The following is a 25,973-nucleotide window of genomic DNA, read 5'->3' on the forward strand; positions in this document are numbered from 1 at the left end:
GGTGCCTTTGCAAGTTTTCTGTTTTGGAAGATTAACTTTGCAAAGTTTTCGGAGCAAGTCGTTACAGCCCCAATTGACGCTCTCGCCGAATGACGGATCCAATTGCGAAAATCGCCAGAACTGCAGAGGTTAGCATCAGCCAGAGCAAGGGCATGGCGCCGGTTTCCCGGGTCAGCAGGGTGCCTGCCAGCGCGCTCAGGCCCGCGCCGCCGCCCAGCATGATTGCGCCGCTCAGCCCTGAGGCGGTTGCGGCCAGATGCGGACGAACGGACAATGCGCCGGAGGTGGCATTGGGAATGGCCATGCCGTTTCCGACGCCCACAAAGGTCATCAAGCTGAAAAAGCTGAGTGCGGTGCCCAGACCTGTGAGGAACAAGGATGCCGAAAGCGCAACGCCCAAGGCGTTCAGCAGGCTGCCCCACAGCACCATCCGGTTGATGCCAATCTGTACGGAAAAGCGACCGCTCAGAAAGTTGCCAACAAAATAGCCCACTGCGGGGGCGCCGAAATATATGCCGACCTGTGCCGCGCTTAGTCCGAACAGTTCGGTTCCAATAAATGGCGCGCCACCGAGATAGGCAAAGAATGTGCCCGAAGACAACGCGCAGGACAGTGAATAGCCCCAGAACCGTGGCGAGGTCAGAAGTTCAGGGTATTCCTTGAACTGCTGAACAAGGGTCTTGCCGCTTTTGGCTGACGTTTCCCCAAAATCCGCGAAGGTCAAGGCAAGCGTCAGGGCGCCCAGGGCGAAAGGCAGCCAGAAATTCGCTTTCCAGCCAAAGCTTTCCTCCAGCAGGCCGCCGATCGCCGGGCCGATCATCGGGACCACGGCCATACCCATTGTCACGTAACCGATCATCGATGCCGCCTGATCCTGATCGTACATATCCCTGACCGCAGCCCGGCTGAGAACCATGCCGACAACCACGACCGCCTGGCACATTCTGAACGCCAGAAAGACTTCAACGTTGGGGGCATAGATGCATCCAAGCGTGGCCAGCAGGAACAAGCCGATCCCCCACAGCAGAACTGGCCTGCGACCTGCCTTGTCCGCGAGCGGCCCGATCAGGATTTGCAGAACGGCGTTGACCAGAAGATACAGCGCGATCGATAGCTGCATGACCTTGTAATCGGCGCCAAAATACGCGGCCATGTTCGGCAGGCTCGGCAGAAACAGGTTCATGCTCAGCGCAGACAAGCCCGCGAGCAATACAAGTGTCGCCAATGTGGGTGGTGTGCGGCGAACCGCGCGAGAGCTGAACTGCATAGTTCACATGTATAGTCATGGAATTTTGGATTGCCAGCCATCCAGCGATCTCAACAAGAGACTTTGCAAGTTTACAGTTATCCAGATTGTTGTTGCTGAATATTTGCAAATTTGCCGAAAAGAGCTTTGGATGAGAGGCGCGAAAGGGTAGGGTCCCCGCAAATTTTACAGGGGATAATCGTCATGAAAGACATCCTTTCCGAGTTGGAAAACCGCCGCAACGACGCACGACTGGGCGGCGGGCAGAGGCGGATTGATGCCCAGCATGCGCGCGGAAAGCTGACGGCGCGAGAGCGGATCGAGTTGCTGCTGGATGAGGGCAGCTTTGAAGAATTCGACATGTTCGTCAGTCATCGATGCACCGAATTCGGAATGGAAAATCAAAAACCTGCGGGTGATGGTGTTGTCACCGGCTGGGGCACCATCAACGGCCGCATGGTCTATGTGTTCAGCCAGGACTTTACGGTCTTTGGTGGGTCGCTGTCCGAGACGCATGCCCAGAAAATCTGCAAGATCATGGATATGGCGGTGCAAAACGGAGCACCGATTGTCGGAATCAACGACTCGGGCGGTGCACGAATCCAGGAAGGCGTGGCTTCGCTGGCCGGCTATGCCGAAGTGTTTCAGCGCAACATCACGGCCTCGGGTGTGGTTCCGCAGATCAGCGTAATCATGGGCCCATGCGCTGGCGGAGCGGTTTACAGCCCCGCGATGACTGACTTCATTTTTATGGTCAAAGACACGTCTTACATGTTCGTGACGGGCCCCGACGTGGTCAAAACGGTTACCAACGAGGTTGTAACGGCCGAAGAACTGGGTGGCGCCTCGACCCACACCAAGAAATCCTCGGTCGCCGACGCCGCGTTCGAAAACGATGTGGAAGCATTGGCAGAAGTGCGCCGTCTGGTGGACTTCCTGCCGCTCAACAACCGCGAGAAACCTCCGGTGCGTCCGTTCTTTGATGACCCTCACCGGATCGAGGATTCGCTGGACACTCTGGTTCCGGACAATCCAAACACGCCCTATGACATGAAGGAACTCATCACAAAAATAGCCGATGAAGGCGATTTCTACGAAATTCAGGAAGATTTCGCCAAGAACATCATCACCGGCTTTATTCGGCTGGAAGGTCAGACCGTTGGTGTCGTGGCGAACCAACCGATGGTTTTGGCGGGATGTTTGGATATTGACAGTTCACGCAAGGCGGCGCGGTTCGTGCGGTTCTGCGACTGTTTCGAAATTCCGATCCTGACGCTTGTCGATGTTCCGGGCTTTCTGCCGGGCACACAGCAGGAATATAGCGGCGTGATCAAGCACGGCGCAAAGCTGCTTTATGCATATGGCGAGGCGACCGTGCCCAAGGTCACGGTGATCACGCGCAAGGCGTATGGCGGTGCCTATGTTGTTATGGCGTCCAAACATCTGCGCGGCGATTTCAACTATGCCTGGCCGACAGCCGAAATCGCGGTGATGGGTGCCAAGGGTGCAACCGAGATTATTCATCGGGCAGATCTGCATGATGCGGAAAAGACCGCACAGCATGTCGCCGATTACGAAGATCGGTTTGCAAACCCCTTTGTCGCGGCCGAACGCGGTTTCGTCGACGAGGTGATCATGCCGCATTCGACCCGCCGGCGCGTGTCCAGAGCCTTTGCCAGTTTGCGCGGCAAACAGCTGAAGAACCCTTGGAAAAAGCACGACAATATTCCGCTTTGACCCATTCGGGGCGGCGTTGTCCGCCCCGGTTGTTGGCACTGGCAGTCCGATTTTTAGCGAAAATGCTCAAAATTGCGGCGGAATTGACAAAAAGCGACAAATAGTTGAATGATCCGACCCGTCAGACATAGAACCGCGCAGGCCAAAAGCACTGCGCGCGCGATCCCGGAAGGAGGAGCCTGCCTTCGGTGGGTCCGGGATCGTGCCATATGTCTGGTGTTGTGTGCGCTCGGCGTTCCTGTTTTTGCCCAGACAGACAGTTCATTGCCGGTGCCGTCCGGTCAGCCGGTGCATCTGAGCGATGTCCTGCTGGACAACAACCCCGGTGAGCTATGGGTGCGCTTTCGATTTGTCGCCCCGAAGATCGGAGCGTCAGTGGGACGGATCGGCTATGACGTGGCGTCCAAGGATATGGAGCATCTGTGCCAGGTTCTAGCCGTTCCTTATGTGGCTCTGCACGAATTGCAGCCATCCAGAGTTGTCATTTCCCTGTCTGATCGCCCGGTGGAATTTGGCGACACCGCTCCGGACGCGACACAGTATTTTGAAGCCTACCGGCTGGAGCAGTCCCGGTGTATCTGGGAAGGGCTTTGACCATGAACTTACGCTGTCATGACGTCAAAGCTTCTCAGACCAACGGTGCGGCTTTGGAGGTGCGCAACATGATCCCATCCAAGTTCGGGTTCGAACTATTTTTGTCTGCAAAACAAAGCTGTGGAGTGTCGCCATGCTGAAACATCGCGGGTTTCCGGGGCGTCTTTCAGGCACCGATTTTCAGTTCACTATTCGCCGCGCCAATCCCAAGGGTGTGACGCCGCTTACGCGGCGGGAACGGTTCCGGGATCGCAAACCAGCGGACAAACGCGCCGATGTCGCCTTCATGGAGGCCCTTTGGGCGCATTTCGGCGATCAGCCGTTCGAGCGGGGCAATCTGGATGCCGGACGTCTCAGCTGGCTTTTCGGGCGCGAAGTCATCCCGGCGGAAGATCCTTTTGATCCGGCCAGCTATGACGCAATGCTGGTAATCGATGTGGACGCCGCCCGTGCGTCCTTTCCCGACGTAATCGACGGGACAGGCTAATCGTGATCCAAGCCGCCGCATATCAGCCCTTCAAGACCGGTTCCGGGATGACCCTGCCCGAAACCGGGCAGGATCCGTTTGCGGCATCAGAAGTTCAACTGAGCGGCCAGCTGAACGCGGTTTCCGTCAAAGGTTCTGCCGGTCGGCGCGTCGTTCCGTTCGCCATAGATGTACTCGGCGCTAAGTGTCAGATCCTCGGTTGCCTTGTAAAAAGCGTTGACGTGGATCGTTTCCAGTTCGGTAAACGACAGGGTTCCGGTCGAGGTCGGCAGGTCATAGTCTTCTTTGCCGTATGCAATGCCAACATTCCATTTCGGGCTCAGATCCTGCCGGAATTCGAGGGTGTATCCATCCACGTCATTGGCCTGGCCGTTCACGATGGGATCACCAAGGCCGATCAGGTACGGGCCGAGTGCCTCGCCGTTCACATAGTTGACCTGGAACAGACCGCCCTGCCATGGGCGAACCGAGCCGGATATCGTGAACCCGGTCTGATCAACTTCGACATTGCCGGATTCCGCCTTGCCATAAAGGCCGGACAAACGTGCGACATAAGTCCCGTCATTGTATTCGGCGGATGCGGTCAAAACCGGATCGTCCGAATTCGAACCGCCGACATTCTCTTCGATCGAAACGGCGAAGGACGTGTTCGTTCCGAAAGAGTTGGTATAGCGAACCTGCGGAACCCGCGCGAAAGGGATACCAACGGGGCCGTTGAATTCCACCGAGGTCGGGTAGGTGTCCAGCGGCATGAAGTTGGTCCAGGTCTGTCCGATCAACCAGTTGTCACCGATGGTGATATTGGCGTGGCGTACACGCAATTCGGCCGTTCAGCCGGAACCGAACAGATCCAGTTCCAGTTGTCCGCCGATATCGCCGATACCGCTTGGGGTGGTGGTGCGCAGACCGATCCGCGATTGGCGGACGGTGGCACCAAATGTGCCATCGGTCGCGGCCGACGGTTCCCCGATGACATTCACGAACGCCGTGTCGCCCTGATCGAACTCGAAATCGTAGAAGAAGTCGGCCTTTACATATCCGTAAACGTCCAGAACGGTGTTGCCGATGCGGAAGTCACCGTTGGCAGGGCCGGCACTGGCGGATTCCAGCGCCTCGACCCGGGCGCGCAAGGCATCCAGCTCGGCTTGGGTTTGGGCATCCTGGGCAAATGCAAGCGTGCTGGTCACACAAAGCGCAGAGGCAGCAAGCAGGAGTGCCTTTTTTCTAGTCTTCGTCATGTGGGTATTCCTTTGAGTGCGAGTGTGCACACAGACCGTTTCACGAGGTCCAAACCTTGGGAAATCACGAGAATGGGAAGTGAAGATGTTGATTTTTCAAGCAAATGTGTGTTTTTCACTGCGCTGAAACACGACGTCTTGAGCCGCTTGGATAACGCATTGGCGCAAGGCGGTTCTGTATGTCCAACGCTGACCGAGAGTCGTGATGCTGCAACCGCGAAACGCGCGGAAAGCGGCTTGATCTGTCACGAAACTGTGACGGCAAAGCGGCCTCAAACACCCGAGCAGTATCGAACCGGTATCGGCGCGAAGTTGCGCGGCATTTCCGGGTGTGGGCAGATTCCAGCCGAAATCCCGATTGGAAACAATACTGTGTTTGCCGCCAATATTGTGCTGTGCAAACTGGATAGGCCGTGCGGCTCTACTTTGCCTGCGCCGCACATGCACCTACTATTCCGTACCCCTTCCTTGCGCGGGCAGGCTTGTGTTCCCCACATAGTCCTGTCCGCGTTTTTCTTTTTGCCTGTAGCGGACAGAAAGAGGCAAAATCCCGCACAAAAATCGCCGGCGCACCCGTTGATATTGAATAACAGGGCGTGTTTCGCGCATCTGACCCGAAAAGGATCAAGAAACCAAAAAGGGCAGATACTATGCGATTCTCACGCTTCATCCTTGTTGCGACGACCTGCGCGGGTCTGGCCGCCTGCGGAGACACCACGGGCGAACAGGCAATCCTCGGCGGCGGTGCCGGGGCAGTGGGGGCGGCCGTCCTCAACGCGGACCCGTTGTTTGGCGCAGCCGTCGGTGCGGCGGGCAACGTGCTGTACTGCAAGACACAGAACACCTGTAACTAACGCATATTTTGCGGGGCGCATGTCGTTCCGCCCGTCATCGCGCATCACGCCGCCGTGGGGATTGTTCCCTGCGGCGGCGTTTTGCGTTTCCAGAACACCAAGCCAAAGGACGTTCCATGTTCAATAAGATCCTGATCGCCAACCGGGGCGAGATCGCCTGCCGGGTTATCAAGACCGCCCGCAAGATGGGTATCGGCACCGTTGCCATTTTCTCGGACGCGGACAAGAACGCGCTGCATGTGTCGATGGCGGACGAAGCCATCCATATCGGCCCGCCACCTGCAAACCAGTCCTATATCGTGATCGACAAGGTGATGGACGCCATCCGCCAGAGCGGCGCGCAGGCGGTCCATCCCGGTTATGGCTTCCTGTCCGAAAACGCCAAGTTTGCCGAGGCGCTGGAAGCCGAAGGCGTGGCGTTTGTCGGTCCTCCGAAAGGCGCGATCGAGGCGATGGGCGACAAGATCACCTCGAAGAAAATCGCGCAGGACGCGAATGTGTCGACGGTTCCCGGATATATGGGGCTGATCGAAGACGCCGATGAGGCGGTCAAAATCTCGAACGAGATCGGCTATCCTGTCATGATCAAGGCCAGCGCCGGCGGCGGCGGCAAGGGCATGCGGATCGCGTGGAATGACGACGAGGCGCGCGAGGGCTTTCAGTCGTCAAAGAACGAAGCCGCAAGCTCGTTCGGGGATGATCGGATCTTCATCGAGAAATTCGTGACCCAACCGCGTCACATCGAAATTCAGGTTCTTTGCGACAGTCATGGAAACGGCATCTACCTGGGCGAGCGCGAATGCTCGATCCAGCGCCGGAACCAGAAAGTCGTGGAAGAGGCGCCGTCGCCGTTTCTGGACGAAGCAACACGCAAAGCCATGGGGGAACAGGCCGTGGCCCTCGCCAAGGCCGTGGGCTATTCCAGCGCGGGAACGGTAGAATTCATCGTTGACGGTGAAAAGAACTTCTATTTCCTGGAAATGAACACGCGTTTGCAGGTGGAACACCCTGTTACCGAATTGATCACCGGCGTTGATCTGGTCGAACAGATGATCCGCGTGGCTGCGGGTGAAAAGTTGTCGATCACGCAGGACGACGTGACACTGACCGGATGGGCGATCGAAAACCGCCTGTACGCCGAGGATCCGTATCGCGGCTTCCTGCCCTCGATTGGCCGTCTGACCCGGTATCGCCCGCCTCAGGAGACGGCAGCCGGACCGATGCTGGCCAACAGCAAATGGCAGGGGGATGCGCCCGAAGGCGATGTTGCTGTTCGAAATGACACCGGCGTCTATGAGGGCGGTGAGATCAGCATGTATTACGACCCGATGATTGCCAAACTGTGTACCTGGGCTCCGACCCGTGATCAGGCGATCGAGGCGATGCGCGTGGCGCTGGACAGTTTCGAGGTTGAAGGCATTGGCCACAACCTGCCGTTCCTGTCCGCCGTGATGGATCATCCGAAATTCATCAGCGGCGATATGACCACTGCCTTCATCGCCGAGGAATACCCCGACGGGTTCGAGGGCGTCGAACTGGCCGAGGCAGACCTGCGCCGGATTGCAGCGTCCTGCGCAGCCATGCATCGCGTCGCAGAAATTCGCCGGACCCGCGTGTCGGGTCGGATGGACAATCACGAACGCAAGGTCGGCACCGATTGGGTTGTCTCCTTCGGGCGCGAAATCCAGTGGCCTGTCAAGGTCAACGCGGATCAGGATGGGGCCACGATCAGGTTTGACGACGGTCAGGAAATGCGGGTGACGGGTGATTGGACACCGGGTGATCAGCTTGCCGTCATGACGGTCGATGACGCGCCGCTGGTCATGAAGGTGGGCAAGATCTCGGGCGGGTTCCGCATCCGTAACCGCGGCGCGGATCTCAAGGTGCAGATACGTACCCCGCGTCAGGCGGAACTGGCGCGGCTGATGCCTGAAAAACTGCCGCCCGACACCTCGAAAATGCTGCTGTGCCCGATGCCCGGCCTGGTCGTGAAGATCGACGTGGAAGTGGGGCAAGAGGTGCAGGAAGGTCAAGCGCTGTGCACCATCGAGGCGATGAAGATGGAAAACATCCTGCGCGCCGAGAAGAAGGGCATCGTTGCCAAGATCAATGCAGGCCCCGGCGACAGCCTCGCCGTGGACGAAGTGATCATCGAGTTCGAGTGATCATGACCGCGCTTTTGCCATACCCGTCAAAGACTCCGGCATTCTGTGCCGGGGCCTTTCGGGGTGGCGAAAGCGGTCAGCCGCCTTCGCGCCGATCGCGGATTTCGCGTTCGCGCAGGGGGGTCTTGTCGATGGACCGGCCAATCTCGCGCACGCTCCACGGAGAAGGTTTGCGCAGTTTGACCACGCCGTCCTTGTCGACGAATACCATCTGGAACCCGCGCGGGCGCAGCTGTGACCGGATTGGAGACCGCGCCGATGGGTCGGTATCGGTCAGAACCACCACGTCACGCTCACGCATTGCGGCTTCGCCTTCGAGCAGCATGTCGATCTGTTGCTGGAACCGCGGGTCCGCTGGCGTGTCGGCAAAGACCACGATGGGTCGGTTGACCCAAAGAAACTCGCTGAGTTCGCTGTCACCCACCGGGCGGACAAAACTGTCATCCGTCGTCGCCGTGCCATCCGCCGCCCAGACAGACATCGGGATTAGTGCCAAGAAAACAAAGGCAAGCGTGCGTGTCATGTGGCCTCCTGTTCCTTCGAATATAGCCTCTGTGACACCGATTGCGACCGACGATTTGTACCAAACACTCAAAATGTCGCGCTTGCGGCTGAATGAAACGGCCAAGCGCAAGACCTCAATGCGGAAGCTTTCGACTGCCGCCATCCGAATTGACAAGAGGAAACCGAAATGACCGACACCAAGGATTGGAAAGCGCTGGCCGAGAAAGAGCTGCGCGGACGTCCGCTGGACGACCTGACCAAAGAGACGCTGGAAGGCATTGCGGTCAAACCGCTCTATACGCAGGAAGACACCGCCGGTTTGCCGCATATGGGTTCGCTGCCGGGCTTTGGTCCGTTTACACGCGGTGTGAAGGCCACGATGTATGCGGGCCGTCCGTGGACGATCCGTCAATATGCGGGCTTTTCGACTGCCGAAGAATCCAACGCCTTCTATCGCCGCAACCTGGCGGCGGGCCAGCAGGGTGTTTCGGTTGCCTTCGACCTGGCCACCCACCGCGGCTATGACAGCGACCACCCGCGTGTCGTCGGTGACGTGGGCAAGGCCGGTGTGGCCATCGACAGTGTCGAGGACATGAAAATCCTGTTCGACGGCATTCCGTTGGATCAGGTCTCGGTCTCGATGACCATGAACGGCGCGGTGATCCCGATTCTGGCGAACTTCATCGTGGCAGGAGAGGAACAGGGGCACGACAAATCGGTTCTGTCCGGCACCATTCAGAACGACATTCTGAAGGAATTCATGGTGCGAAATACCTATATCTACCCGCCCGAGCCCTCGATGCGGATCATCTCGGACATCATCGAGTATACCTCGAACGAGATGCCCAAGTTCAACTCGATCTCGATCTCGGGCTATCACATGCAAGAGGCCGGCGCGAACCTGGTGCAGGAGCTGGCCTATACCCTGGCCGACGGGCGCGAATATGTCCGTGCAGCGACACAGGCCGGGATGGACGTGGACAAGTTCGCAGGCCGGCTGTCGTTCTTCTTTGCCATCGGCATGAACTTTTTCATGGAGATCGCCAAACTGCGCGCCGCGCGCACGCTGTGGCACCGGGTGATGACCGATTTCGGCGCGAAATCCGAACGGTCAAAAATGCTGCGCACCCACTGCCAGACGTCAGGTGTTTCGTTGCAGGAACAGGACCCTTACAACAATGTCATCCGCACCGCCTATGAAGCGATGAGCGCGGTTCTGGGCGGGACCCAGTCGCTGCACACCAACGCATTGGACGAGGCGATTGCGCTGCCCACCGACTTTTCGGCGCGTATCGCCCGGAACACGCAGCTGGTGTTGCAGGAAGAGACCGGCGTGACCGATGTGGTCGACCCGCTGGCGGGGTCCTATTACGTCGAAAGCCTGACCAATGAGCTGATCGAAAAAGCCTGGGCCCTGATGGAAGAGGTCGAGGAAATGGGCGGCATGACCAAGGCCGTGGCCAGCGGCATGCCCAAGCTGCGCATCGAGGAAAGCGCCGCGCGCCGCCAGGCGATGATCGACCGCGGCGAAGAGGTGATCGTCGGGGTCAACAAGTACCGCAAAGAACAGGAAGATCCGATCGACATTCTGGACGTCGACAACGTGGCCGTACGCGAAGCGCAGGTCGCGCGATTGGAACGTATCCGTGCAACCCGTGACGAGGCTGCTTGCCAACAGGCGCTGGACGCCCTGACCAAGGCTGCCCAAGAGGGCGGAAACCTGCTGGCTGCTGCGGTCGAGGCCGCCCGCGCCCGCGCATCCGTAGGAGAGATCAGCATGGCAATGGAAAAGGAATTCGGCCGCCACCGCGCCGAAGTGAAAACCCTGGCCGGCGTTTATGGCGCGGCCTATGAGGGCGACGAAGGCTTTGCCGCGATCCAGAAATCCATCGAGGAATTCGCCGAGGCCGAAGGCCGTCGCCCCCGTCTGCTGGTGGTCAAGATGGGGCAGGACGGTCATGACCGTGGGGCCAAGGTGATTGCCACCGCGTTCGCCGATATCGGGTTTGACGTAGACGTTGGCCCCTTGTTCCAGACCCCGGCCGAGGCCGCGCAGGACGCGGTGGACAATGACGTGCATGTGGTCGGTATTTCCTCGCAGGCGGCAGGGCACAAGACATTGGCTCCGCAACTGGTGGAAGAGCTGAAAAAAGCCGGGGCCGAGGACATCATCGTGATCTGCGGCGGGGTGATCCCGCAGCAGGATTACCAGTTCCTTTATGATCATGGGGTCAAGGCCATCTTTGGCCCGGGCACCAACATTCCCGAGGCCGCTCAGGACATCCTGCGCCTGATCAGCGAAGCGCGCGGCTGACGAAGGTCGGGTTATTCGTCGAAACATCTTGTGATCGCGCCTCTTTGGCGGAAACATACGGCCAGATCCGCAAGGGTCTGGCCGTAAACTTGCAGGAGGTGGCACATGTTACTGGATCATCTGGCCGTCGCGGGTGAAACATTGGAAGACGCATCTGCCCATATCGAACAAGCGCTTGGCGTTGCGCTGCAACCCGGCGGCAAGCACGAGACGTTCGGGACATACAACAAGTTGCTGGGCCTCAGGGGCGGGCTCTATCTGGAGGCGATTGCGATCGACCCGCAGGCGCAAACACCTGGCAGAACGCGGTGGTTCGATCTGGACCGTTTCGAGGGCAGCCCGCGTCTGACCAACTGGATTTGCCGGGTCGAGGATATCGAAGCCTCGCTTGCGTTGTTTCCCGATGGTGTCGGACAACCGATCGATCTGACCCGGGGCGCGCTGCGGTGGCGCATGGCGGTTCCACCAACCGGGCGCTTGCCGTTCGACAACCTGTTTCCCGCACTTATCGAATGGCAGGGCGACCTTCACCCGGCCGACATGCTGCAAAACAGCGGCTGTCGGCTGCGGCGCTTGGTTGTGTACCACCCGGATGCGTTGACGCTGGCCAGACATCTTGGTGCATTGGATCAGGTGGTGTTCGACACCGGTCCGGCCGCGCTCAGGGCGGAGTTCGAGACACCTCATGGGGTCCGGGTGCTGGAATGATCATTCGCCCGGCCATGGCGGCGGATGCGCCCGCAATCGCCAGGATCACCAATGCGATCATCCGCGAGTCCTTGATCACCTTCACGACCGATGAGCGCAGCGCGACGCAAATCACCGAGGATATTACGGCGCGGGGCACCGGCTTCCTGGTCGCCGAACATGATGGGCACGTTGTTGGTTTTGCCACCTATGCCCCGTTTCGTGCGGGCCCCGGATACGCGCAGACGCGCGAACACTCGATCCAGCTGTCACCGGACGCGCGCGGAAAAGGCGTTGGGCGGGCTTTGATGCAAGCGCTTGAGGCGGCCGCACGAACCGACGGGGCGCATGTGCTGGTTGCAGGCATTTCCTCGGCCAATCCGGGCGCCGTGGCGTTTCACGCGGCGCTGGGCTTTTCACAGGTTGGTCGCATGCCCGAAGTTGGGTTCAAATGGGGTCAATGGCTGGATCTTGTGCTGATGCAGAAAATTCTTTCGCCTGAATGATCTGTCGCACCTGACAGTCCTGAATTGTGACGCTAGTGTACGCCCATGTCGATCTGGACCCGCATATCCGATGCGCTCAGCGCGCTGGCCCAAGGCGAAAGCCTGGCCGCAGTTTTTGAAAAGCTGCGAACACCTCCGGAACGATCGGTGGCGTTCACGATTGCGGTGATTGCCCTGGGCGCAAAAATGGCCAAGGCAGACGGCCAGGTGACACGAGATGAAGTCACCGCATTCCGCGATGTGTTCCAGATCGCGCGCGAAGACGAAGAAGACGCTGCGCGGGTCTTCAACATGGCGCGCACGGATGTGGCGGGGTACCAGGATTATGCCCGCAAGATCGCCCGGATGTTCGCCGAAGACAGCACCACGCTTTGCGACCTGATGGAGGGGCTGTTTCACATCGCCATGGCCGATGGGTTCTACCATCCCAATGAGAACGCGTTCCTGGAGGAAGTGAGCAAGATCTTCGGGCAGTCCGACGCTCAATTCAAAGCATTGCGGGCGCGATTTGTGCCGGATGCGCCAAAAGATCCTTACACGGTTCTGGGCGTGCCGCAGGACATGCCCTTGCCCGATATCCGCAAAGTCTGGCGAAGGCTGGTCCGCGAAACGCATCCGGACGCCATGATGGCGCGCGGTGTCCCGGAAGAGGCGATCAGACTGGCCGAGAAAAAGATGATCGACATCAACCGCGCCTGGGATGAGATCAACGGCGCGCGGGCCTGACAGGATGCGGCTGGCGACCTACAATATCGAATGGTTTGCCAATCTTTTTGATCAAAATGACAATCTGATCGTCGATGACACCTGGTCCGGTCGGCATGATGTCACCAAGTCGCAGCAGGTCGAGGCGATTGCAAAAGTGCTGATCGCGATTGACGCGGATGCGGTATTGATTGTCGAGGCTCCGAACACCGGCAAACGCCAGAACACGGTGCGGGCCCTGCAAACCTTTGCCGAGGCGTTCGATCTGCGCATCTCTGACGCGGTGATGGGATTTGCCAACGACACCCATCAAGAGCTGGCGCTGCTCTACGACAGGACCATTCTCACCGTGCGCCATGATCCCAAGGGTGACATCGACGACCCCTTGGCCCCCCGGTTCGATGGTGCGTTCAGAATCGATCTGGATATTGATGCGACCGAGGATGTCGTGCGGTTTTCCAAACCACCGATGGAATTGGCGGTGACGACGCAGTCGGGACACGACGTCCGGCTGATCGGAGCTCATTTGAAATCCAAGGCTCCGCATGGGGCCGGGTCGCGGGATGAGGCGATCCGGATCTCGATTGCCAACCGCCGCAAGCAACTGGCGCAGGCGGTCTGGCTGGCCAGGCGGGTCGAGATGCACGTTGCCAGCCAGGAACCCGTCATTCTGCTGGGAGACCTGAACGACGGCCCCGGGCTGGATGAGTTCGAGCATCTGTTCGGCCGCTCTTCGGTTGAGATTTTGCTGGAGGCAGGTTTGTTCGACCCGCACGCGGTGACGGCTCATGGTTTTCGGCCGGGATCGATACCTTCCACGGCGCGTTTTGCCCGCCCGGAAGAAGGCAGGTTTCTCGAGGCTCTTCTGGATTACATAATGATAACCCAGGATCTGCGTGCATACCGCCCGGCCTGGCGCATTTGGCATCCGTTTCGCGACGCGGCCTGTTGGTCCGCACCGGACCTGCGACAGGCGCTGCTGACGGCGTCGGATCATTTCCCGGTCACACTGGACATCGACCTGTGACCTTTCACGCCTGCGGCTGGGGCGCTATATTCTAGGTATGAAACACGTTTTGCTGATCAGCATGATCACTGCCGGCATCGCCGCGCCCGCCCTTTCGCAGGAAGACAACAGCAAATCCCTGATGGAGCAGGGGGCCGAGCTGTTTTTCGAAGGTCTGCGCAAGGAAATGGAACCGGCGCTGGATGATCTGCTGGGCCTTGCGGATGAGTTTGGCCCGGCAATGCAGTCGTTCTTGCGGGAAATGGGCCCCGCACTGGCCGAGCTGGGGGCCGAGATCAAGGATTGGAGTGCTTATGAAGCGCCCGAGATCTTGCCCAATGGCGATATCATCATCCGCAGGAAACAGGCCGAGGATCCGCCGGAGCCTGAAAATGAAGGTGAAGAATTGCCCGAAGGGGCAACTGATATCTGATCGGATCGAGGGTCAGCCCTTGATGATCACGCGCGTATCGGATTTCAGGGCGTTCGCCAGTGAATTAAGGCGCGCTTCGGCAACTTCGCTGAACAGGGGGGCTGCTGCTTCGGGCAGGTACAGCTCCAACTCCCGCTTTTTGGGATAGAATTTCAGGCGCCCCATATTGGCGTCATTGTGCATCCACAGCATCGCGCCAAAGCGCATGGCCTTGCCCAGAATCTCGGCGTCTTTCTGGCCTTTTTCGTCCAGCAGATCATACAGGGGTGCAAAGCGGTTGCCCTCGCGTTTGTTGCGATACCGGTGCTGCAAGGCCAGCCCGATAAAGACACGTTCTGAATGCTTCAAGCCACCCAGATTGGCGCGGGTGACGTTGTCGAAACAGACTTCGGCCCGGTAATCGGGATGAGCACGCCAGCTGACATCGTGCAGCAGGCACGCAGCCTTGATCAGTCGAACGCTGCTGGGGGGCGCTGATTTGAACAGCGGCATCACGAAATCATAGAGGTTTCGGCCAAATCCGGGCAGGCGGGCATCCTTGGATTCGGAAAAAAGGCTGGCTTCGATCAACGGGTCCCGGTCGCGCAACTCCTGCGACATCTGTTCATACAGCAATCCCTCACGGATCCCATAGCTGGATATGGCGATGTCCTTCGGTTTGAACGTTCGGATCAACCGGGCCAGAACATCCATCGCGTAGGGGATGAGCGACATCCGCGAGCTGGATACACCGGCCTGGCCGCGCAGCTTTTCATGATCGTTCTTTTCAATGAACTTGATCGTTTCACGAACCTGTTTTGTCGTCATCCGGTATTCATGCAGCACGTTCAGCGGATAGCCGCGCCGCAGCATGTCCAGCCGGGCAAAGGCCCGCCAGCTGCCGCCAACCAGAAACAGACGATCCCGCTGCGGACCCATTTGATCGCGCAGCTGTTCCATCGTGCTTTTGATATGGGCCTTGCGTGCGCGCCGCCCGCCCTTGATATCGCGCAGTTTCAACGGCCCGAGGGCCGAAGTCAGGCGGCGGCCGACCTGACCGTCTCCGATCTCGGCCAGTTCCATCGACGACCCGCCGATGTCGCAGATCAGGCCATAGGCTCCAGGCCATCCCAGCAGCACTCCCTGAGCTGATAAACGGGCTTCTTCTTCCCCGTCGATGACTTCCACGTGCAGCCCGGTCTCTGCCTTGACTTGATCGCAGAAATCCGGCCCGTCCTTGGCCTCGCGCACCGCTGCCGTGGCCACGACATGCAGGCCCGGCAATTCCAGATCAACTGCCAGATTCTGAAACCGTCGCAGCGCCGCCAGTGCCCGTTCGCGCCCACGCGGGTTCAGTCGCCCGGTCTCGGACAGGCCCGCGCCCAATTCACACATGACCTTTTCATTGTAGAAATAGGCCGGCGATCGGGCCGCACCGTCAAAGATGACCATCCGGACCGAGTTGGATCCGACATCGACAACTCCGACACGCGACAATGCCCGGGTTCCAGGCTCGTCGAACAGTGGCTTTCCGAAAGGCCCCCAATCAGGGATGTCGGTTGCAGCGGTCTGATCCATGTGTCTTCCAGATAATGCTGTGTGAGGATGCGAAATTGGCGGGTGCGGGTCAATCACCCGACTCGATCTCGTCCGGGCTCATGTTCAGAACCCGCACGGCCAGGGAACGGGTGATGTCGCGCTTTTCCATAAGGGCCAATTGATCCAGTTGCTCCACTACGTCGGCCGCAGTTTCAAATCGACGATCCATGTGTTTGACCAGATAGGCGATTACCTCGGGGCCGGGGTTCAGCTGCCGATCAACGAACAGTTTGGCCAGAACCGCACCCAGCAACGCATCGTCGGGCGGATCCAGCGCCACGTGATGGGCGCCTTCGACCCGGCTTTGCAGGTCGGCCAGTGGCAATTCCCAGAACTTCGGGGCCAGCCGACCAGTCATCAGCAGGGCGTTCCCCTCGGCCAGAACCAGATTATGCAGGTGAAACAGCGTTTTCTGCTGGTCGGCATCGTCGGCGATCATGGGCACGTCTTCGACGGCAATCGGCCTGCGTGCCAGATCCGGCACGTTGTCATACCGCAAATCAGCGGCCTGAATGATGCGCCCGCCGGTTTCCGCGGCCCAGACATGCGCCAGATGGGTTTTGCCCGCACCGGCCGGGCCGGTCAGAACAAGCTTGTTTCCCGGCCAGGATGTGGCCGAGATCATCGCCACGGCCAAGGCATTGGCAGGCGACACAAAAAAGTCCTCTCGCCCGAGCGCAGTTTTGGCGGGCAGATCAAAGCTGAGTTGTCGGGCCATTTACTCGGTTTCCTGATCCTGACGTTCAAGACCGGTATAAAGTCGGCTGTCTAGGTACAGCGATGTGGCAAATCGGGCCAGCACGCCCAATGCTGCGGCCACGGGCACGGCGATCAGCATGCCGACAAAGCCGAACAAGGCCCCAAAGACCGACAGTGCCAGCAGCAGCCAGACCGGGTGCAGCCCGACAGAGCTGCCTACCAGTTTGGGTGTCAGGAAGTTCCCCTCGGTGACTTGCCCGATGGCAAAGATCCCCGCGATCAGTCCGACATGTGCCCAATCACCCCAAAACTGAAACAGCGCCAGCCCGATGGCCAATGAGCCTCCGATCAGGGCGCCCAGATAGGGGATGAACGTGACCAGCCCCGCGATGAACCCCACGATCAGGCCGAATTGCAGACCGGCAAGCATCAGCGCGACGGCATAGTAGGTACCTAGGATCAGGCAGACCGTTCCCATCCCGCGCACGAAAGAGGCCAGCACGGCGTCAATCTCACCGGCCAGCCGCTTGATTGTGGGGGCGTGATCGCGGGGCAGAAGCTCTCCGATGCGGGCGATCATGCGGTCCCAGTCCAGCAGCAGGTAAACAGCCACGACGGGCACGATCACCAGAAGGACAACAATGTTTATCGCGGACCCGAGTGAGGCAAGAACCGTTTGCAGAACATCCCCGGTCTTGGACTTCAGCATGTCGCCGAAGGACACCAGCATCTGATGGGTGTTTGATTCCCGGTCCAGCAGCGACGGGAATTGTTTTTCAATGAACCCGCGCAATTGCTTGAACAGGTCAGGCAGAACGTCGATCAGATCCAGCAATTGAGTAATCAGGGCGGGCACGACCATCAGGATCGCCAATATAAACCCCAAAATCCCGATGACGGTGATGATGGCTGTGGCTGCGATGCGCGACAGGCCCAACCGCTCCAGCCGATCCGCAACGGGATCAAGGAAATACGCAATTGCCCCGCCTATGACGAAGGGCAGCAGGACATCCCCCAAAGCCCAGAGGATCAAAACAAAAACCGCAGCGGCGACGCCCCAGTATCTCAGCTGATCCTTTACCGGCAAAGCCATGGTGATCCCCTTGTTCAGGCCCTTGGAGGCGTTCTTGGCGCATCAAAGCCCATGATGCAAGCGCTTCATGGGCAAGGGCTTTGCCCGTTTCAATCGTGCAACGTCCCCAGTTCAGGGGTGTCTTCTTCTGCGGCTTCATCGGGCCAGTTGGTGCGCCAGATTTCTGCCGACCAGTGCCCACAATGAACCGCCGGGCGGTCGAAACCGGGCAGGGCGGGCAACAAGGGTTCAACAATGACGTCATGGCGGGGTACGGCGAAATAAGGGAAAGAATATCGTTCCTTGCCCGACCGGTTGACCACCCGATGTGGCGTGGATTTCAACCGCCCGCCTGACCACAGCTCCAGCATGTCGCCGATATTCACCACGAAACCACCGAGTGGGCAGTCTGGTGAAATCCACTTGCCGCTGCGGGTCTGCACCTCGAGCCCGCCCACCGGATCGGGCGCGATGATGGTCAGTGCGTCCGTATCCTTGTGCGGATGGATGCCATAGCCCGCTTCTTCCGCGGCCTGCGGGGGATAGTGCAGCAATGTCATATTGGTCATCGGGTAGCGGAACGCGTCGCGCAAAATGCCAGAGGTCAAGTTCAGGCCGGATTCCAATGCGCCCAACAATACATCAGTGACCTGATCCAATTGACGCCAATAGTCCAGGATGACCTCTTTGGCGCCGGGAACTTCGGCGGGCCACAGGTTCGGGCCGTACAGGGCACATTCAGCGCGCACAGGGTCGGTGGCGGCAACCTCGTGGTGCAGCTTGTACCCCTCGTATTTGTCGGCTTTGCCGGATCCATCGTTGGGAGTGAAAAAACCCATCGGGATATAACCGCGATAATTCTCGCGCGTGATGGCCTGATCCCATTTGCGGGATTCATTGATGGCAAAGATCTCTCGTGTGGTCTGACGGACCTGATCCACCGTCTGCTGGGACACACCTGTCCCGGTGATGGACAGAAACCCGATTCCTGTGCAGGCCTCAATTATGCCTTGTACCGTTTCGGCAAAGGCTGCGCTGCTGGGATCGGACAGCGGCGAGATGTCTATTGTCGGAATTCTGTCCATCAGTGAATCCTGACCCCCTGACGCTCTAGTTCCGTGTGTACAGGTGCCAGGTTCAGTTGATCCAGGCCCTGATTGCTTTTCAGTGACATGGCCGCCGCAACGCCCGCGCCCTGACCCATGACGGCGCAGCAGGCCATGTTGCGCGTGGCGGCATGGGCCACCCGGTCCGCACCATGCGACCGCCCAGCGACCAGCAGGCCCTTGACGCCCCTGGGCAGCATCGAGCGGTAGGGGACCTGCATGTACCGCCCCGTGGTCGGCAGGATCAGAATGCCATAGCCGTCGATGAATTCGGGATAGATGCCGATCGTGTCCTCGAACCGGCCCTGATGACGGGCGTCGTTTTCGGTCATGTTGTAGACCGCATCGATCTTGCGGGTGTCGCGGATACCGATGGTCATCCCGAAATTCCGAAGCCGCGCGTTTTCGCATCCCGGCATGAACCGGCGCAGCGCCTCGATGGCCAGCATAGTCTGACGGCGGCCTTCGATCTCGCCACGTGTCAGGCTGTCGGGGTCGGTCCCATCAATCTCGGCCAGATGGATGAGGTTCATGTAGGTCAGCTCGCCCGTGTCATGCATTGCGCCCCAGGTGCCGGCAATGGTATTCAGATGCGGCGGGATCAGCCCCTGATCGATGGCCTGCTGGAAGGGCTTGTGCACGAAGGGCGAAAACATGTCGTCCTCTTTGCCGCTGGTTTCGATGTTCCACTCACCGCCGCCGCCCCAGTCCTTGTAGGTCTGCGGATCGGCTTTGACGCCTTCCATAAAGGCGCGCTTGTCCACCCCGGCCAGATGGAACATGACAGAGGCCGCCATCATGTCCTCTCGTGGTGTTTTATGCGTCGGGGCCCCCGCGCGATGGGCCACATCGGCGTCGCCGGTGGCATCGATTACCACCTTGGCCAGTATCGCCTCGCGCCCGGCCTTGGATTCGGTGATGATGCCAGTGATCCGGTCGCCGTCCATTATCGGGGCGACGAATTGCCGGTGCAGCATCGGATGAACACCCGCCTCTTCGACCAGCTTGTCCGCCACCAGCTTGAACCCTTCGCTGTCCAGTTCATAGCTGAGCGACTGGCTTTCGGGCACCGCCGCGCCCATCTCTTTGGCGCGGGTTTCGAACTCCATCCCGATGCCGCCGGCCTCGACGGTTTGCTCGTGCCGGTACCAGGCGAATCCTTCGACGCCGACGGCAGTGATGTTGCCGCCCATACAGCCGAACCGGTCAACTAGCGACACGTCTGCGCCTGCGCGGGCCGCTGCCAGCGCTGCTGCCAACCCGGCCGGGCCAGAGCCCACGACCAGAATATCGGTCTGGTGGATGACAGGTATCTGCCGGGCGGGTTCCTGAATTGTCTGCAACAGCGCCTCCTGGTGTTTGTGTTCCCGCCACAATTGAAATTCCCAATTGGCGGGTCAATCAAAAACCCGACTGACCTTGGGTCGCAAATGCGCCATTGTCCGGCGTCGCTTTCACAGCCCGCCAGCGCAGAGAGCCGACGTGCCGGGCCGAAACGTGCTATACTGACGCCCTGCCTTGGGGGACGGAGCAATGCCCGACATCTATCAGAGCCTGGATCAACAGGGGGAAGACACGGTTCGCGTCGTCGCGGACCGTCTGGAGTTTCGCGGCGAAATGCCGGATTTCGTGAAAATGCGCGAACGCTATTTCGACCGGCTCGACTGGGCCTCGTGCCACCGCATTGTCGATCTGGGCTGTGGCACGGGCGTCGTGACACGGGCGCTGGCTGACCGGGTCGGCCCGGAATGCGAGATTGTCGGGTCGGATCTGGCAGCGGAACTGATCAAGGTAGCAATGGAAAAGACGGATGCCGCGGGGTTGGCGGGGCGCATTCGGTACGAGGTTGCGGATTCCCGAAACACCGGTGACGGCCAAGGCAGCTTTGATATCGTCATCGCGCATACGGTGATCAGCCATGTGGCGGACCCGGCGGCGATGCTGGAGGAAGCCGCGCGGCTGACGCGGCCCGGCGGCATGATCGCCATTTTCGATGGCGACTATGCGTCGTTGACGATCGGCGCTGGCGACCCTTGCGCCAACGCGATGGCGGTGGACGCAATCTTGCAGACGGTTGTCGGCAATCCGTTCGTTCTGCGGCATCTTCCGTTCCTGGCCCGGCAGGCGGGGCTGGAAGTTGCCGGTTTCATCCCGGAATTGCTGGCCGAGGCTGGCCAGACCTCGTTTTTCGGAAATATGATCAACGCCTATGTCGGCCCCTGCATTCAGGCAGGCGCAATCGACGCCGAGACTGCCTTGAAATGGGCCGAAGGTCAGAAAACAGCCGCGCGGGAAGGCACGTTCTTCGGCTCGTGCAACTATTACACTTATTTGCTGCGCAAGCCTGAATGATGCGCCGCCTTGCCTAGCCTTTGTGGATCGCGTAGAGCATTCGGGCTTTCGCTAGACAAATAGGATCGTTCATGCGCCTCAGCCGTTACTTTCTGCCCGTTCTCAAGGAAAACCCGTCCGAGGCCCAGATCGTTAGCCACCGGCTGATGCTGCGTGCCGGGATGATCAAGCAGGCTTCTGCCGGGATATATTCCTGGCTGCCGCTGGGTTTCAAAGTGCTGCGCAAGCTGGAAAACATTGTCCATGAAGAACAGGCCCGGGCCGGTCACATCGCGATCCAGATGCCCATCATCCAATCGGCGGATTTGTGGCGCGAATCCGGCCGCTATGACGATTACGGGCAGGAAATGCTGCGCATGAAGGACCGGCATGACCGGGACATGCTGTTCACGCCCACGGCCGAAGAACTGGTGACCGATATTTTCCGCGGCCACGTGAACAGCTACAAAGACCTTCCGCTGACCCTCTATCAGATACAGTGGAAATTCCGCGACGAAATCCGCCCGCGTTTCGGCGTGATGCGGGGCCGCGAGTTCTATATGAAGGACGGCTACAACTTCGACCTCACCAAGGAAGATGCGCTGCACGCCTATAATCGCCATCTTGTCAGCTATCTGCGTACCTACGAGCGTATGGGCCTTCAGGCGATCCCGATGCGCGCGGATTCGGGGCCCATCGGCGGCGATGACACCCATGAGTTCCTCGTGCTGGCTGACACTGGTGAATCCGAGGTCTTCTATGACAGCGCCGTCACCGATCTGACCTTTGGTGATCGTGAGATTGACTATGACAGCCGCGAACAGTGTCAGGCGATCCTGGAAGAGTTCACCTCGAAATACGCGCGCACGGATGAAACGCATGACGAGGCGCTGTTCAATCAGATCCCCGAAGAACGCCGCCGCGTGGCGCGTGGTATCGAAGTTGGACAGATCTTCTACTTCGGCACGAAGTATTCCGAGCCGCTGGGCGCCACCGTGCAGGGCCCGGATGGAAAACCGGTTCCGGTGCATATGGGCAGTCACGGGATTGGTGTCAGCCGCCTGGTCGGCGCGATCATCGAGGCCAGCCATGACGACAAAGGCATTATCTGGCCCGAGGGCGTGACCCCGTTCCATTGCGGCATCGTGAACCTGAAGCAGGGCGATGAAGAAGCGGATGCGGCCTGTGACAAAATCTACAATGCTCTGACAGCCTTGGGGCTGGAGCCGCTTTATGATGACCGTAATGAACGGGCAGGGGGCAAGTTTGCGACCATGGATCTGATTGGTCTGCCCTGGCGGATCACGGTCGGGCCGCGTGGCCTGAAGAATGGTGTCGTTGAACTGACTTGCCGCCGGACCGGCGAAAGCGAGGAACTGAGCCCCGAGGCGGCCGTTACCAAAGTTGCTGAAATCTACCAGCAGATTGCCTGAGCACCGTCACCGGTGACGGGTCTTGCTGTCACGCAACACAGATCCATTTCGCGAAGGTGGCCATGCGATTGGCTTGGCCACCAAATGTGATCTGACCAATTCGATCGGTTGAGACGTCAGTCTTGGTCTGCCGTCGGGCGCGTTGCAAGGATATCTCCGTTGGCGCCATCGCCGCGTGCGACCACGATCGGACGGCCCAGCCGGTTGACCAGGTCGCGAAACTCAAGACCTAGAAACCGCAACCCGCAAACCCGCGCGTCCGTAGTGCGATCCGTGATACACAGACGCCCTTGCCGGAAAACCAGACGGTACCCTTTGTCTTTCAGGATATCCGTCAAGTTGCCCCAGCTTGCCGCGCTGGCAAAGATCGGCCGAATGGCCGCACGCAGCAGCGCCGCTGTTTCACAATCCAGTTCTTTTGATGCTTGGCGAGACGGAATAACCCCCGCACCGTTGGTTGAAATTTGAAAATTCATTGAGCGACCCCCGCTCCTTAAATGTGTTCCCCCACATACAGGGTGACAAAGTTTCTGAAAATAATCAAAAAGAGTAATAAAATTTCGCGCCCATTGTTGCTTTTTCGATTCAGGAGCTCACAAAGCGCGATGATTAACTTCATACATGAAACAATACCGGTTTGTCTGTGATGCGCTTCACAACTCATGGTGTAGCACCAGATTTCCAAGTCATCCGTTTGGCCCAGCCGCCGTGCTGGGCAACCGGATTGATTCGGCTCGTTCAGGCTGAGGAACGTGTTCAAAGCGACAACCGGCTTGACCATCGGGTGAAATGCCGAAACTGTCCCCGCGAACATGAACACCCCGGAGCAGGCATGGCCAACACACCCCCGCCCTTTGCCCCTTTTGAATGGAAAATCGCATGGCGTTATCTGCGGGCCCGCAGGGCCGAGGGCGGCGTCAGTGTGATGACCTGGATTTCTCTGATCGGGATCACATTGGCAGTGTTTGCCCTGATCGCGACACTGGCGGTCCGGTCCGGCTTCCGTTCCGAATTCGTCGGCACCATCCTGGGCGCCAACGCGCATGTAACGGTCTATTCGTCAGGCGAGATTGACGCGCAGGGGCGGGTGGATCGCACAATCGCCGACTACGAAGAGCGCGCGGCCCGGATCGCACAAGTGCCCGGTGTTCAACGCGCGGCTCCTTTGGTGAAGGGGCAGGTTCTGATCACCAACCACGACCGCAGCAGCGGGGTTGAAGTGTTTGGAATCCGACCCGACGATCTGCGTGATCTGCCCGGAATTGCCCGGGCAGAGCAGGCTGTAGGGGACTTGTCTGAATTCCAGACGGGTGAGGATGTCATCGCAATTGGTTCAGGCGTGGCGCGCAGCATCGGGGCAACGGTCGGGGATGTCGTCAAGTTGACGTCGCCCAACGGCGTCAAAACCGCCTTTGGTACGTCGCCCCGCGTGAATGCCTATCGCGTTGTCCATGTGTTCTCGGCCGGGCGCTATGACATCGACCGCACCCGCGTCTACATGCCGTTTTCGCAGGCGCAGGGCTTTTTCAATCGCGAAGGTGTGGCTGACGAAATCGAAGTGATGGTGGACAACCCCGAAGACCTGGGCCCGATCCTGATTTCGATTCTCGAGGCCTCGGGCGAGCGCAGCCAGATATGGACCTGGCAGGATGCATCCGGTGGGTTCCTGCGGGCATTGGAAGTTGAAGACAACGTGATGTTCATCATCCTTTCGATCCTCGTTCTGATCGCCGCGATGAATATCGTTTCGGGCCTGATCATGCTGGTCAAGAACAAGGGCCGCGACATCGGCGTCCTGCGCACCATCGGCTTGAGCGAAGGATCGGTTCTGCGTGTCTTTTTCATCTGCGGCGCTTTTACCGGCCTGATCGGAACGGCAATGGGGGTCATCCTGGGGTGTCTTTTTGCGATCTATATCGATCCGATCTTTTCCTTCGTGAATTACGTGATGGGCGGCGGCGTCTGGGATCCGTCGATCCGGGGCATCTATACCTTGCCCGCCGAGCTGCATCTGAGCGACGTGCTCAAGGCGATCGGCCTGTCGCTTGGCCTGTCTTTTGTCGTCACCTATTTCCCTGCCCGTCGAGCGGCGCGGCTGAACCCGGTCGAGGCGTTGCGCTATGAATGATGTCACATTGCGTCTGAAAGGTCTGACCAAGACCTATCTGAAAGGCAAACCGGGCGAGGTGCAGGTCCTGCGCGGAGTTGATCTGGATCTGCGCGCGGGTGAGGCCGTAGCGATGGTCGCGCCCTCTGGGGCAGGTAAATCAACGCTTCTGCATATTGCCGGTCTGCTGGACATGCCCGACGAAGGAACCGTCGAAATCGGCGGGCAGAACGTATCGGGCAAGGGCGATCGGACCAGAACCGCACTGCGTCGGCAGGATGTCGGGTTCGTGTATCAATTCCACCACTTGCTGCCGGAATTCACCGCATTGGAAAACATCACCCTTCCACAACTGGCCAATGGTGTGCCGGACAAGGCCGCGCAGGCCCGGGCGCTGGATCTGCTGGACCGTGTCGGTGTGGCCGCACGCGCCAGCCACCGCCCCGCAGCGCTCTCTGGCGGGGAACAACAACGGGTGGCATTCTGCCGGGCCTTGGCCAATGCGCCCCGTGTTTTGTTGGCGGATGAACCGACGGGCAATCTGGACCCCGAAACCTCGGATCAGGTTTTTGATACATTGATGAAGCTGGTGCGGGACGAAGGGTTGTCGGCGTTGATCGCAACGCACAATCTTGACCTGGCGGCGCGCATGGACCGGATGGTCCGGCTTGAGGGCGGAGTGCTCAGGCCAGTTGAGTGATCGCAACGCCAATGGCCATGACGGCGATCCCGCCCATCCGCATGAGCGTAAGCGGTTCGACCTGTGCGCCGAACAGGCCGAAATGGTCGATGGCCGCAGCGCTGATCAATTGCCCGAGCAGCACAAAGAACACGGCATTGCCCACTCCGAAATGTGGTGCGACGTGGGTGATCGACAGGACATAGAACGCAATCAGGACACCTGCAAGCAACAGGTGTTTCGGCGCATTGGCAATCTTGGACAAGGCCGCAAATCCGGGAAACAGCGCCATGACCAAGGCCGAGGCGGCGAAGGCAATGGCAAACAACACTACAGCTGCCGCAGTTGGCGACCCGATGACCTTTCCCAGCGCCGCGTTGAGCGCGGCCAGGATCGGAATTCCAAATCCGGCTGCCAGCATGATGGCGGCGTATTGTGTCATTGCCCGAAACCTCTGTACCTTTTTCGTTGATCTGGATCATTGCGCCAAGA

Annotated in this window: 27 protein-coding genes; 15 read left to right on the plus strand and 12 right to left on the minus strand. The window is 59.2% G+C overall.

Annotated features, from left to right (window positions below):
- Window positions 1–61: 61 nt before the first annotated feature.
- A complete protein-coding gene (locus ACR0C6_RS00955) occupies window positions 62–1,267 on the minus strand; it encodes a multidrug effflux MFS transporter (RefSeq protein WP_171666368.1) in 1,206 nt (401 codons plus the stop codon).
- Between the two features lie 183 nt (window positions 1,268–1,450).
- Between ACR0C6_RS00955 and ACR0C6_RS00960 the strand changes: the two genes are divergently transcribed.
- From ACR0C6_RS00960 to ACR0C6_RS00970, 3 genes are all read left to right on the plus strand, one after another.
- Window positions 1,451–2,983 (plus strand): acyl-CoA carboxylase subunit beta, encoded by a 1,533-nt coding sequence (locus ACR0C6_RS00960; protein WP_152458724.1) that lies wholly within the window; start codon window positions 1,451–1,453, stop codon window positions 2,981–2,983.
- A gap of 108 nt (window positions 2,984–3,091) precedes the next feature.
- Window positions 3,092–3,577: a DUF6497 family protein gene (locus ACR0C6_RS00965; RefSeq protein WP_171114817.1), complete on the plus strand. Its 486-nt coding sequence runs from the start codon at window positions 3,092–3,094 to the stop codon at window positions 3,575–3,577.
- A 133-nt stretch (window positions 3,578–3,710) separates the two neighbouring features.
- Entirely contained in the window at window positions 3,711–4,064 is a 354-nt protein-coding gene (locus tag ACR0C6_RS00970; protein ID WP_171639072.1) for a hypothetical protein, read from the plus strand.
- 86 nt (window positions 4,065–4,150) lie between these two features.
- On the opposite strand, the gene ACR0C6_RS00975 is transcribed toward ACR0C6_RS00970, so the two are convergent.
- Window positions 4,151–4,885, minus strand: coding sequence for a DcaP family trimeric outer membrane transporter (locus ACR0C6_RS00975; protein WP_480617939.1), 735 nt, complete (start codon window positions 4,883–4,885; stop codon window positions 4,151–4,153).
- Window positions 4,886–4,894: 9 nt separating this feature from the next.
- Complete coding sequence (locus tag ACR0C6_RS00980) at window positions 4,895–5,302, minus strand: hypothetical protein (protein ID WP_480617940.1); 408 nt, start codon at window positions 5,300–5,302, stop codon at window positions 4,895–4,897.
- 650 nt (window positions 5,303–5,952) lie between these two features.
- Here ACR0C6_RS00980 and ACR0C6_RS00985 point away from each other — a divergent pair.
- Window positions 5,953–6,156, plus strand: coding sequence for a hypothetical protein (locus ACR0C6_RS00985; protein ID WP_152458720.1), 204 nt, complete (start codon window positions 5,953–5,955; stop codon window positions 6,154–6,156).
- 116 nt (window positions 6,157–6,272) lie between these two features.
- On the plus strand, window positions 6,273–8,321 hold the full coding sequence (locus ACR0C6_RS00990) for an acetyl-CoA carboxylase biotin carboxylase subunit (protein ID WP_480617942.1): 2,049 nt from the start codon (window positions 6,273–6,275) through the stop codon (window positions 8,319–8,321).
- A 76-nt stretch (window positions 8,322–8,397) separates the two neighbouring features.
- Here ACR0C6_RS00990 and ACR0C6_RS00995 read toward each other — a convergent pair whose 3' ends face one another.
- The gene (locus tag ACR0C6_RS00995) at window positions 8,398–8,844 is read right to left on the minus strand and encodes a DUF4174 domain-containing protein (protein ID WP_152458718.1); all 447 of its coding nucleotides are present in this window, start codon (window positions 8,842–8,844) and stop codon (window positions 8,398–8,400) included.
- Window positions 8,845–9,012: 168 nt separating this feature from the next.
- Here ACR0C6_RS00995 and scpA point away from each other — a divergent pair, with 168 nt between their 5' ends.
- The 6 genes from scpA (at window position 9,013) to ACR0C6_RS01025 (ending at window position 14,476) form a co-directional block, all read left to right on the plus strand.
- Window positions 9,013–11,139, plus strand: coding sequence for a methylmalonyl-CoA mutase (gene scpA, locus ACR0C6_RS01000; RefSeq protein WP_480617943.1), 2,127 nt, complete (start codon window positions 9,013–9,015; stop codon window positions 11,137–11,139).
- 105 nt (window positions 11,140–11,244) lie between these two features.
- Window positions 11,245–11,847, plus strand: a complete 603-nt coding sequence (locus tag ACR0C6_RS01005; protein ID WP_171231223.1) for a VOC family protein — start codon at window positions 11,245–11,247, stop codon at window positions 11,845–11,847.
- Window positions 11,844–12,332 (plus strand): GNAT family N-acetyltransferase, encoded by a 489-nt coding sequence (locus tag ACR0C6_RS01010; RefSeq protein WP_171231224.1) that lies wholly within the window; start codon window positions 11,844–11,846, stop codon window positions 12,330–12,332. The genes ACR0C6_RS01005 and ACR0C6_RS01010 overlap by 4 nt, the downstream gene beginning before the upstream one ends.
- A gap of 45 nt (window positions 12,333–12,377) precedes the next feature.
- Complete coding sequence (locus ACR0C6_RS01015; RefSeq protein WP_171114829.1) at window positions 12,378–13,058, plus strand: molecular chaperone DjiA; 681 nt, start codon at window positions 12,378–12,380, stop codon at window positions 13,056–13,058.
- 4 nt (window positions 13,059–13,062) lie between these two features.
- Window positions 13,063–14,064, plus strand: coding sequence for an endonuclease/exonuclease/phosphatase family protein (locus ACR0C6_RS01020; protein ID WP_480618805.1), 1,002 nt, complete (start codon window positions 13,063–13,065; stop codon window positions 14,062–14,064).
- Between the two features lie 37 nt (window positions 14,065–14,101).
- Window positions 14,102–14,476: a hypothetical protein gene (locus ACR0C6_RS01025; protein ID WP_171231225.1), complete on the plus strand. Its 375-nt coding sequence runs from the start codon at window positions 14,102–14,104 to the stop codon at window positions 14,474–14,476.
- 12 nt (window positions 14,477–14,488) lie between these two features.
- On the opposite strand, the gene ACR0C6_RS01030 is transcribed toward ACR0C6_RS01025, so the two are convergent.
- From ACR0C6_RS01030 to ACR0C6_RS01050, 5 genes are all read right to left on the minus strand, one after another.
- Window positions 14,489–16,033: a Ppx/GppA family phosphatase gene (locus tag ACR0C6_RS01030; RefSeq protein ID WP_480445790.1), complete on the minus strand. Its 1,545-nt coding sequence runs from the start codon at window positions 16,031–16,033 to the stop codon at window positions 14,489–14,491.
- A gap of 49 nt (window positions 16,034–16,082) precedes the next feature.
- Window positions 16,083–16,772 (minus strand): P-loop NTPase family protein, encoded by a 690-nt coding sequence (locus tag ACR0C6_RS01035; RefSeq protein ID WP_480617944.1) that lies wholly within the window; start codon window positions 16,770–16,772, stop codon window positions 16,083–16,085.
- Window positions 16,773–17,846: an AI-2E family transporter gene (locus tag ACR0C6_RS01040; protein ID WP_171227865.1), complete on the minus strand. Its 1,074-nt coding sequence runs from the start codon at window positions 17,844–17,846 to the stop codon at window positions 16,773–16,775.
- Window positions 17,847–17,935: 89 nt separating this feature from the next.
- Window positions 17,936–18,910: an isopenicillin N synthase family dioxygenase gene (locus tag ACR0C6_RS01045; RefSeq protein WP_171227866.1), complete on the minus strand. Its 975-nt coding sequence runs from the start codon at window positions 18,908–18,910 to the stop codon at window positions 17,936–17,938.
- Entirely contained in the window at window positions 18,910–20,274 is a 1,365-nt protein-coding gene (locus tag ACR0C6_RS01050) for an FAD-dependent oxidoreductase (protein WP_480617946.1), read from the minus strand. The genes ACR0C6_RS01045 and ACR0C6_RS01050 overlap by 1 nt, the downstream gene beginning before the upstream one ends.
- A 190-nt stretch (window positions 20,275–20,464) precedes the next feature.
- Between ACR0C6_RS01050 and ACR0C6_RS01055 the strand changes: the two genes are divergently transcribed.
- Together ACR0C6_RS01055 and proS are read left to right on the plus strand one after the other, a co-directional pair.
- On the plus strand, window positions 20,465–21,283 hold the full coding sequence (locus ACR0C6_RS01055) for a methyltransferase domain-containing protein (protein ID WP_480617947.1): 819 nt from the start codon (window positions 20,465–20,467) through the stop codon (window positions 21,281–21,283).
- Between the two features lie 71 nt (window positions 21,284–21,354).
- Complete coding sequence (proS, locus tag ACR0C6_RS01060; protein ID WP_152458706.1) at window positions 21,355–22,695, plus strand: proline--tRNA ligase; 1,341 nt, start codon at window positions 21,355–21,357, stop codon at window positions 22,693–22,695.
- A 116-nt stretch (window positions 22,696–22,811) separates the two neighbouring features.
- Here the strand turns inward: proS and ACR0C6_RS01065 are convergent, their stop codons facing one another.
- Both ACR0C6_RS01065 and ACR0C6_RS01070 read right to left on the minus strand, forming a co-directional pair.
- Window positions 22,812–23,171 (minus strand): hypothetical protein, encoded by a 360-nt coding sequence (locus tag ACR0C6_RS01065; RefSeq protein WP_152458705.1) that lies wholly within the window; start codon window positions 23,169–23,171, stop codon window positions 22,812–22,814.
- Window positions 23,172–23,188: 17 nt separating this feature from the next.
- Window positions 23,189–23,509, minus strand: a complete 321-nt coding sequence (locus ACR0C6_RS01070) for a hypothetical protein (protein WP_480617948.1) — start codon at window positions 23,507–23,509, stop codon at window positions 23,189–23,191.
- An 18-nt stretch (window positions 23,510–23,527) separates the two neighbouring features.
- Here ACR0C6_RS01070 and ACR0C6_RS01075 point away from each other — a divergent pair, with 18 nt between their 5' ends.
- Both ACR0C6_RS01075 and ACR0C6_RS01080 read left to right on the plus strand, forming a co-directional pair.
- Window positions 23,528–24,823 (plus strand): lipoprotein-releasing ABC transporter permease subunit, encoded by a 1,296-nt coding sequence (locus tag ACR0C6_RS01075; RefSeq protein ID WP_480617949.1) that lies wholly within the window; start codon window positions 23,528–23,530, stop codon window positions 24,821–24,823.
- Window positions 24,816–25,502 (plus strand): ABC transporter ATP-binding protein, encoded by a 687-nt coding sequence (locus tag ACR0C6_RS01080; protein WP_152458702.1) that lies wholly within the window; start codon window positions 24,816–24,818, stop codon window positions 25,500–25,502. The genes ACR0C6_RS01075 and ACR0C6_RS01080 overlap by 8 nt, the downstream gene beginning before the upstream one ends.
- Here ACR0C6_RS01080 and ACR0C6_RS01085 read toward each other — a convergent pair.
- Window positions 25,486–25,923 (minus strand): DMT family transporter, encoded by a 438-nt coding sequence (locus tag ACR0C6_RS01085; protein ID WP_171114855.1) that lies wholly within the window; start codon window positions 25,921–25,923, stop codon window positions 25,486–25,488. The genes ACR0C6_RS01080 and ACR0C6_RS01085 overlap by 17 nt on opposite strands.
- Window positions 25,924–25,973: the final 50 nt, after the last annotated feature.

The organism is Ruegeria sp. AL12 (genome assembly GCF_056540885.1).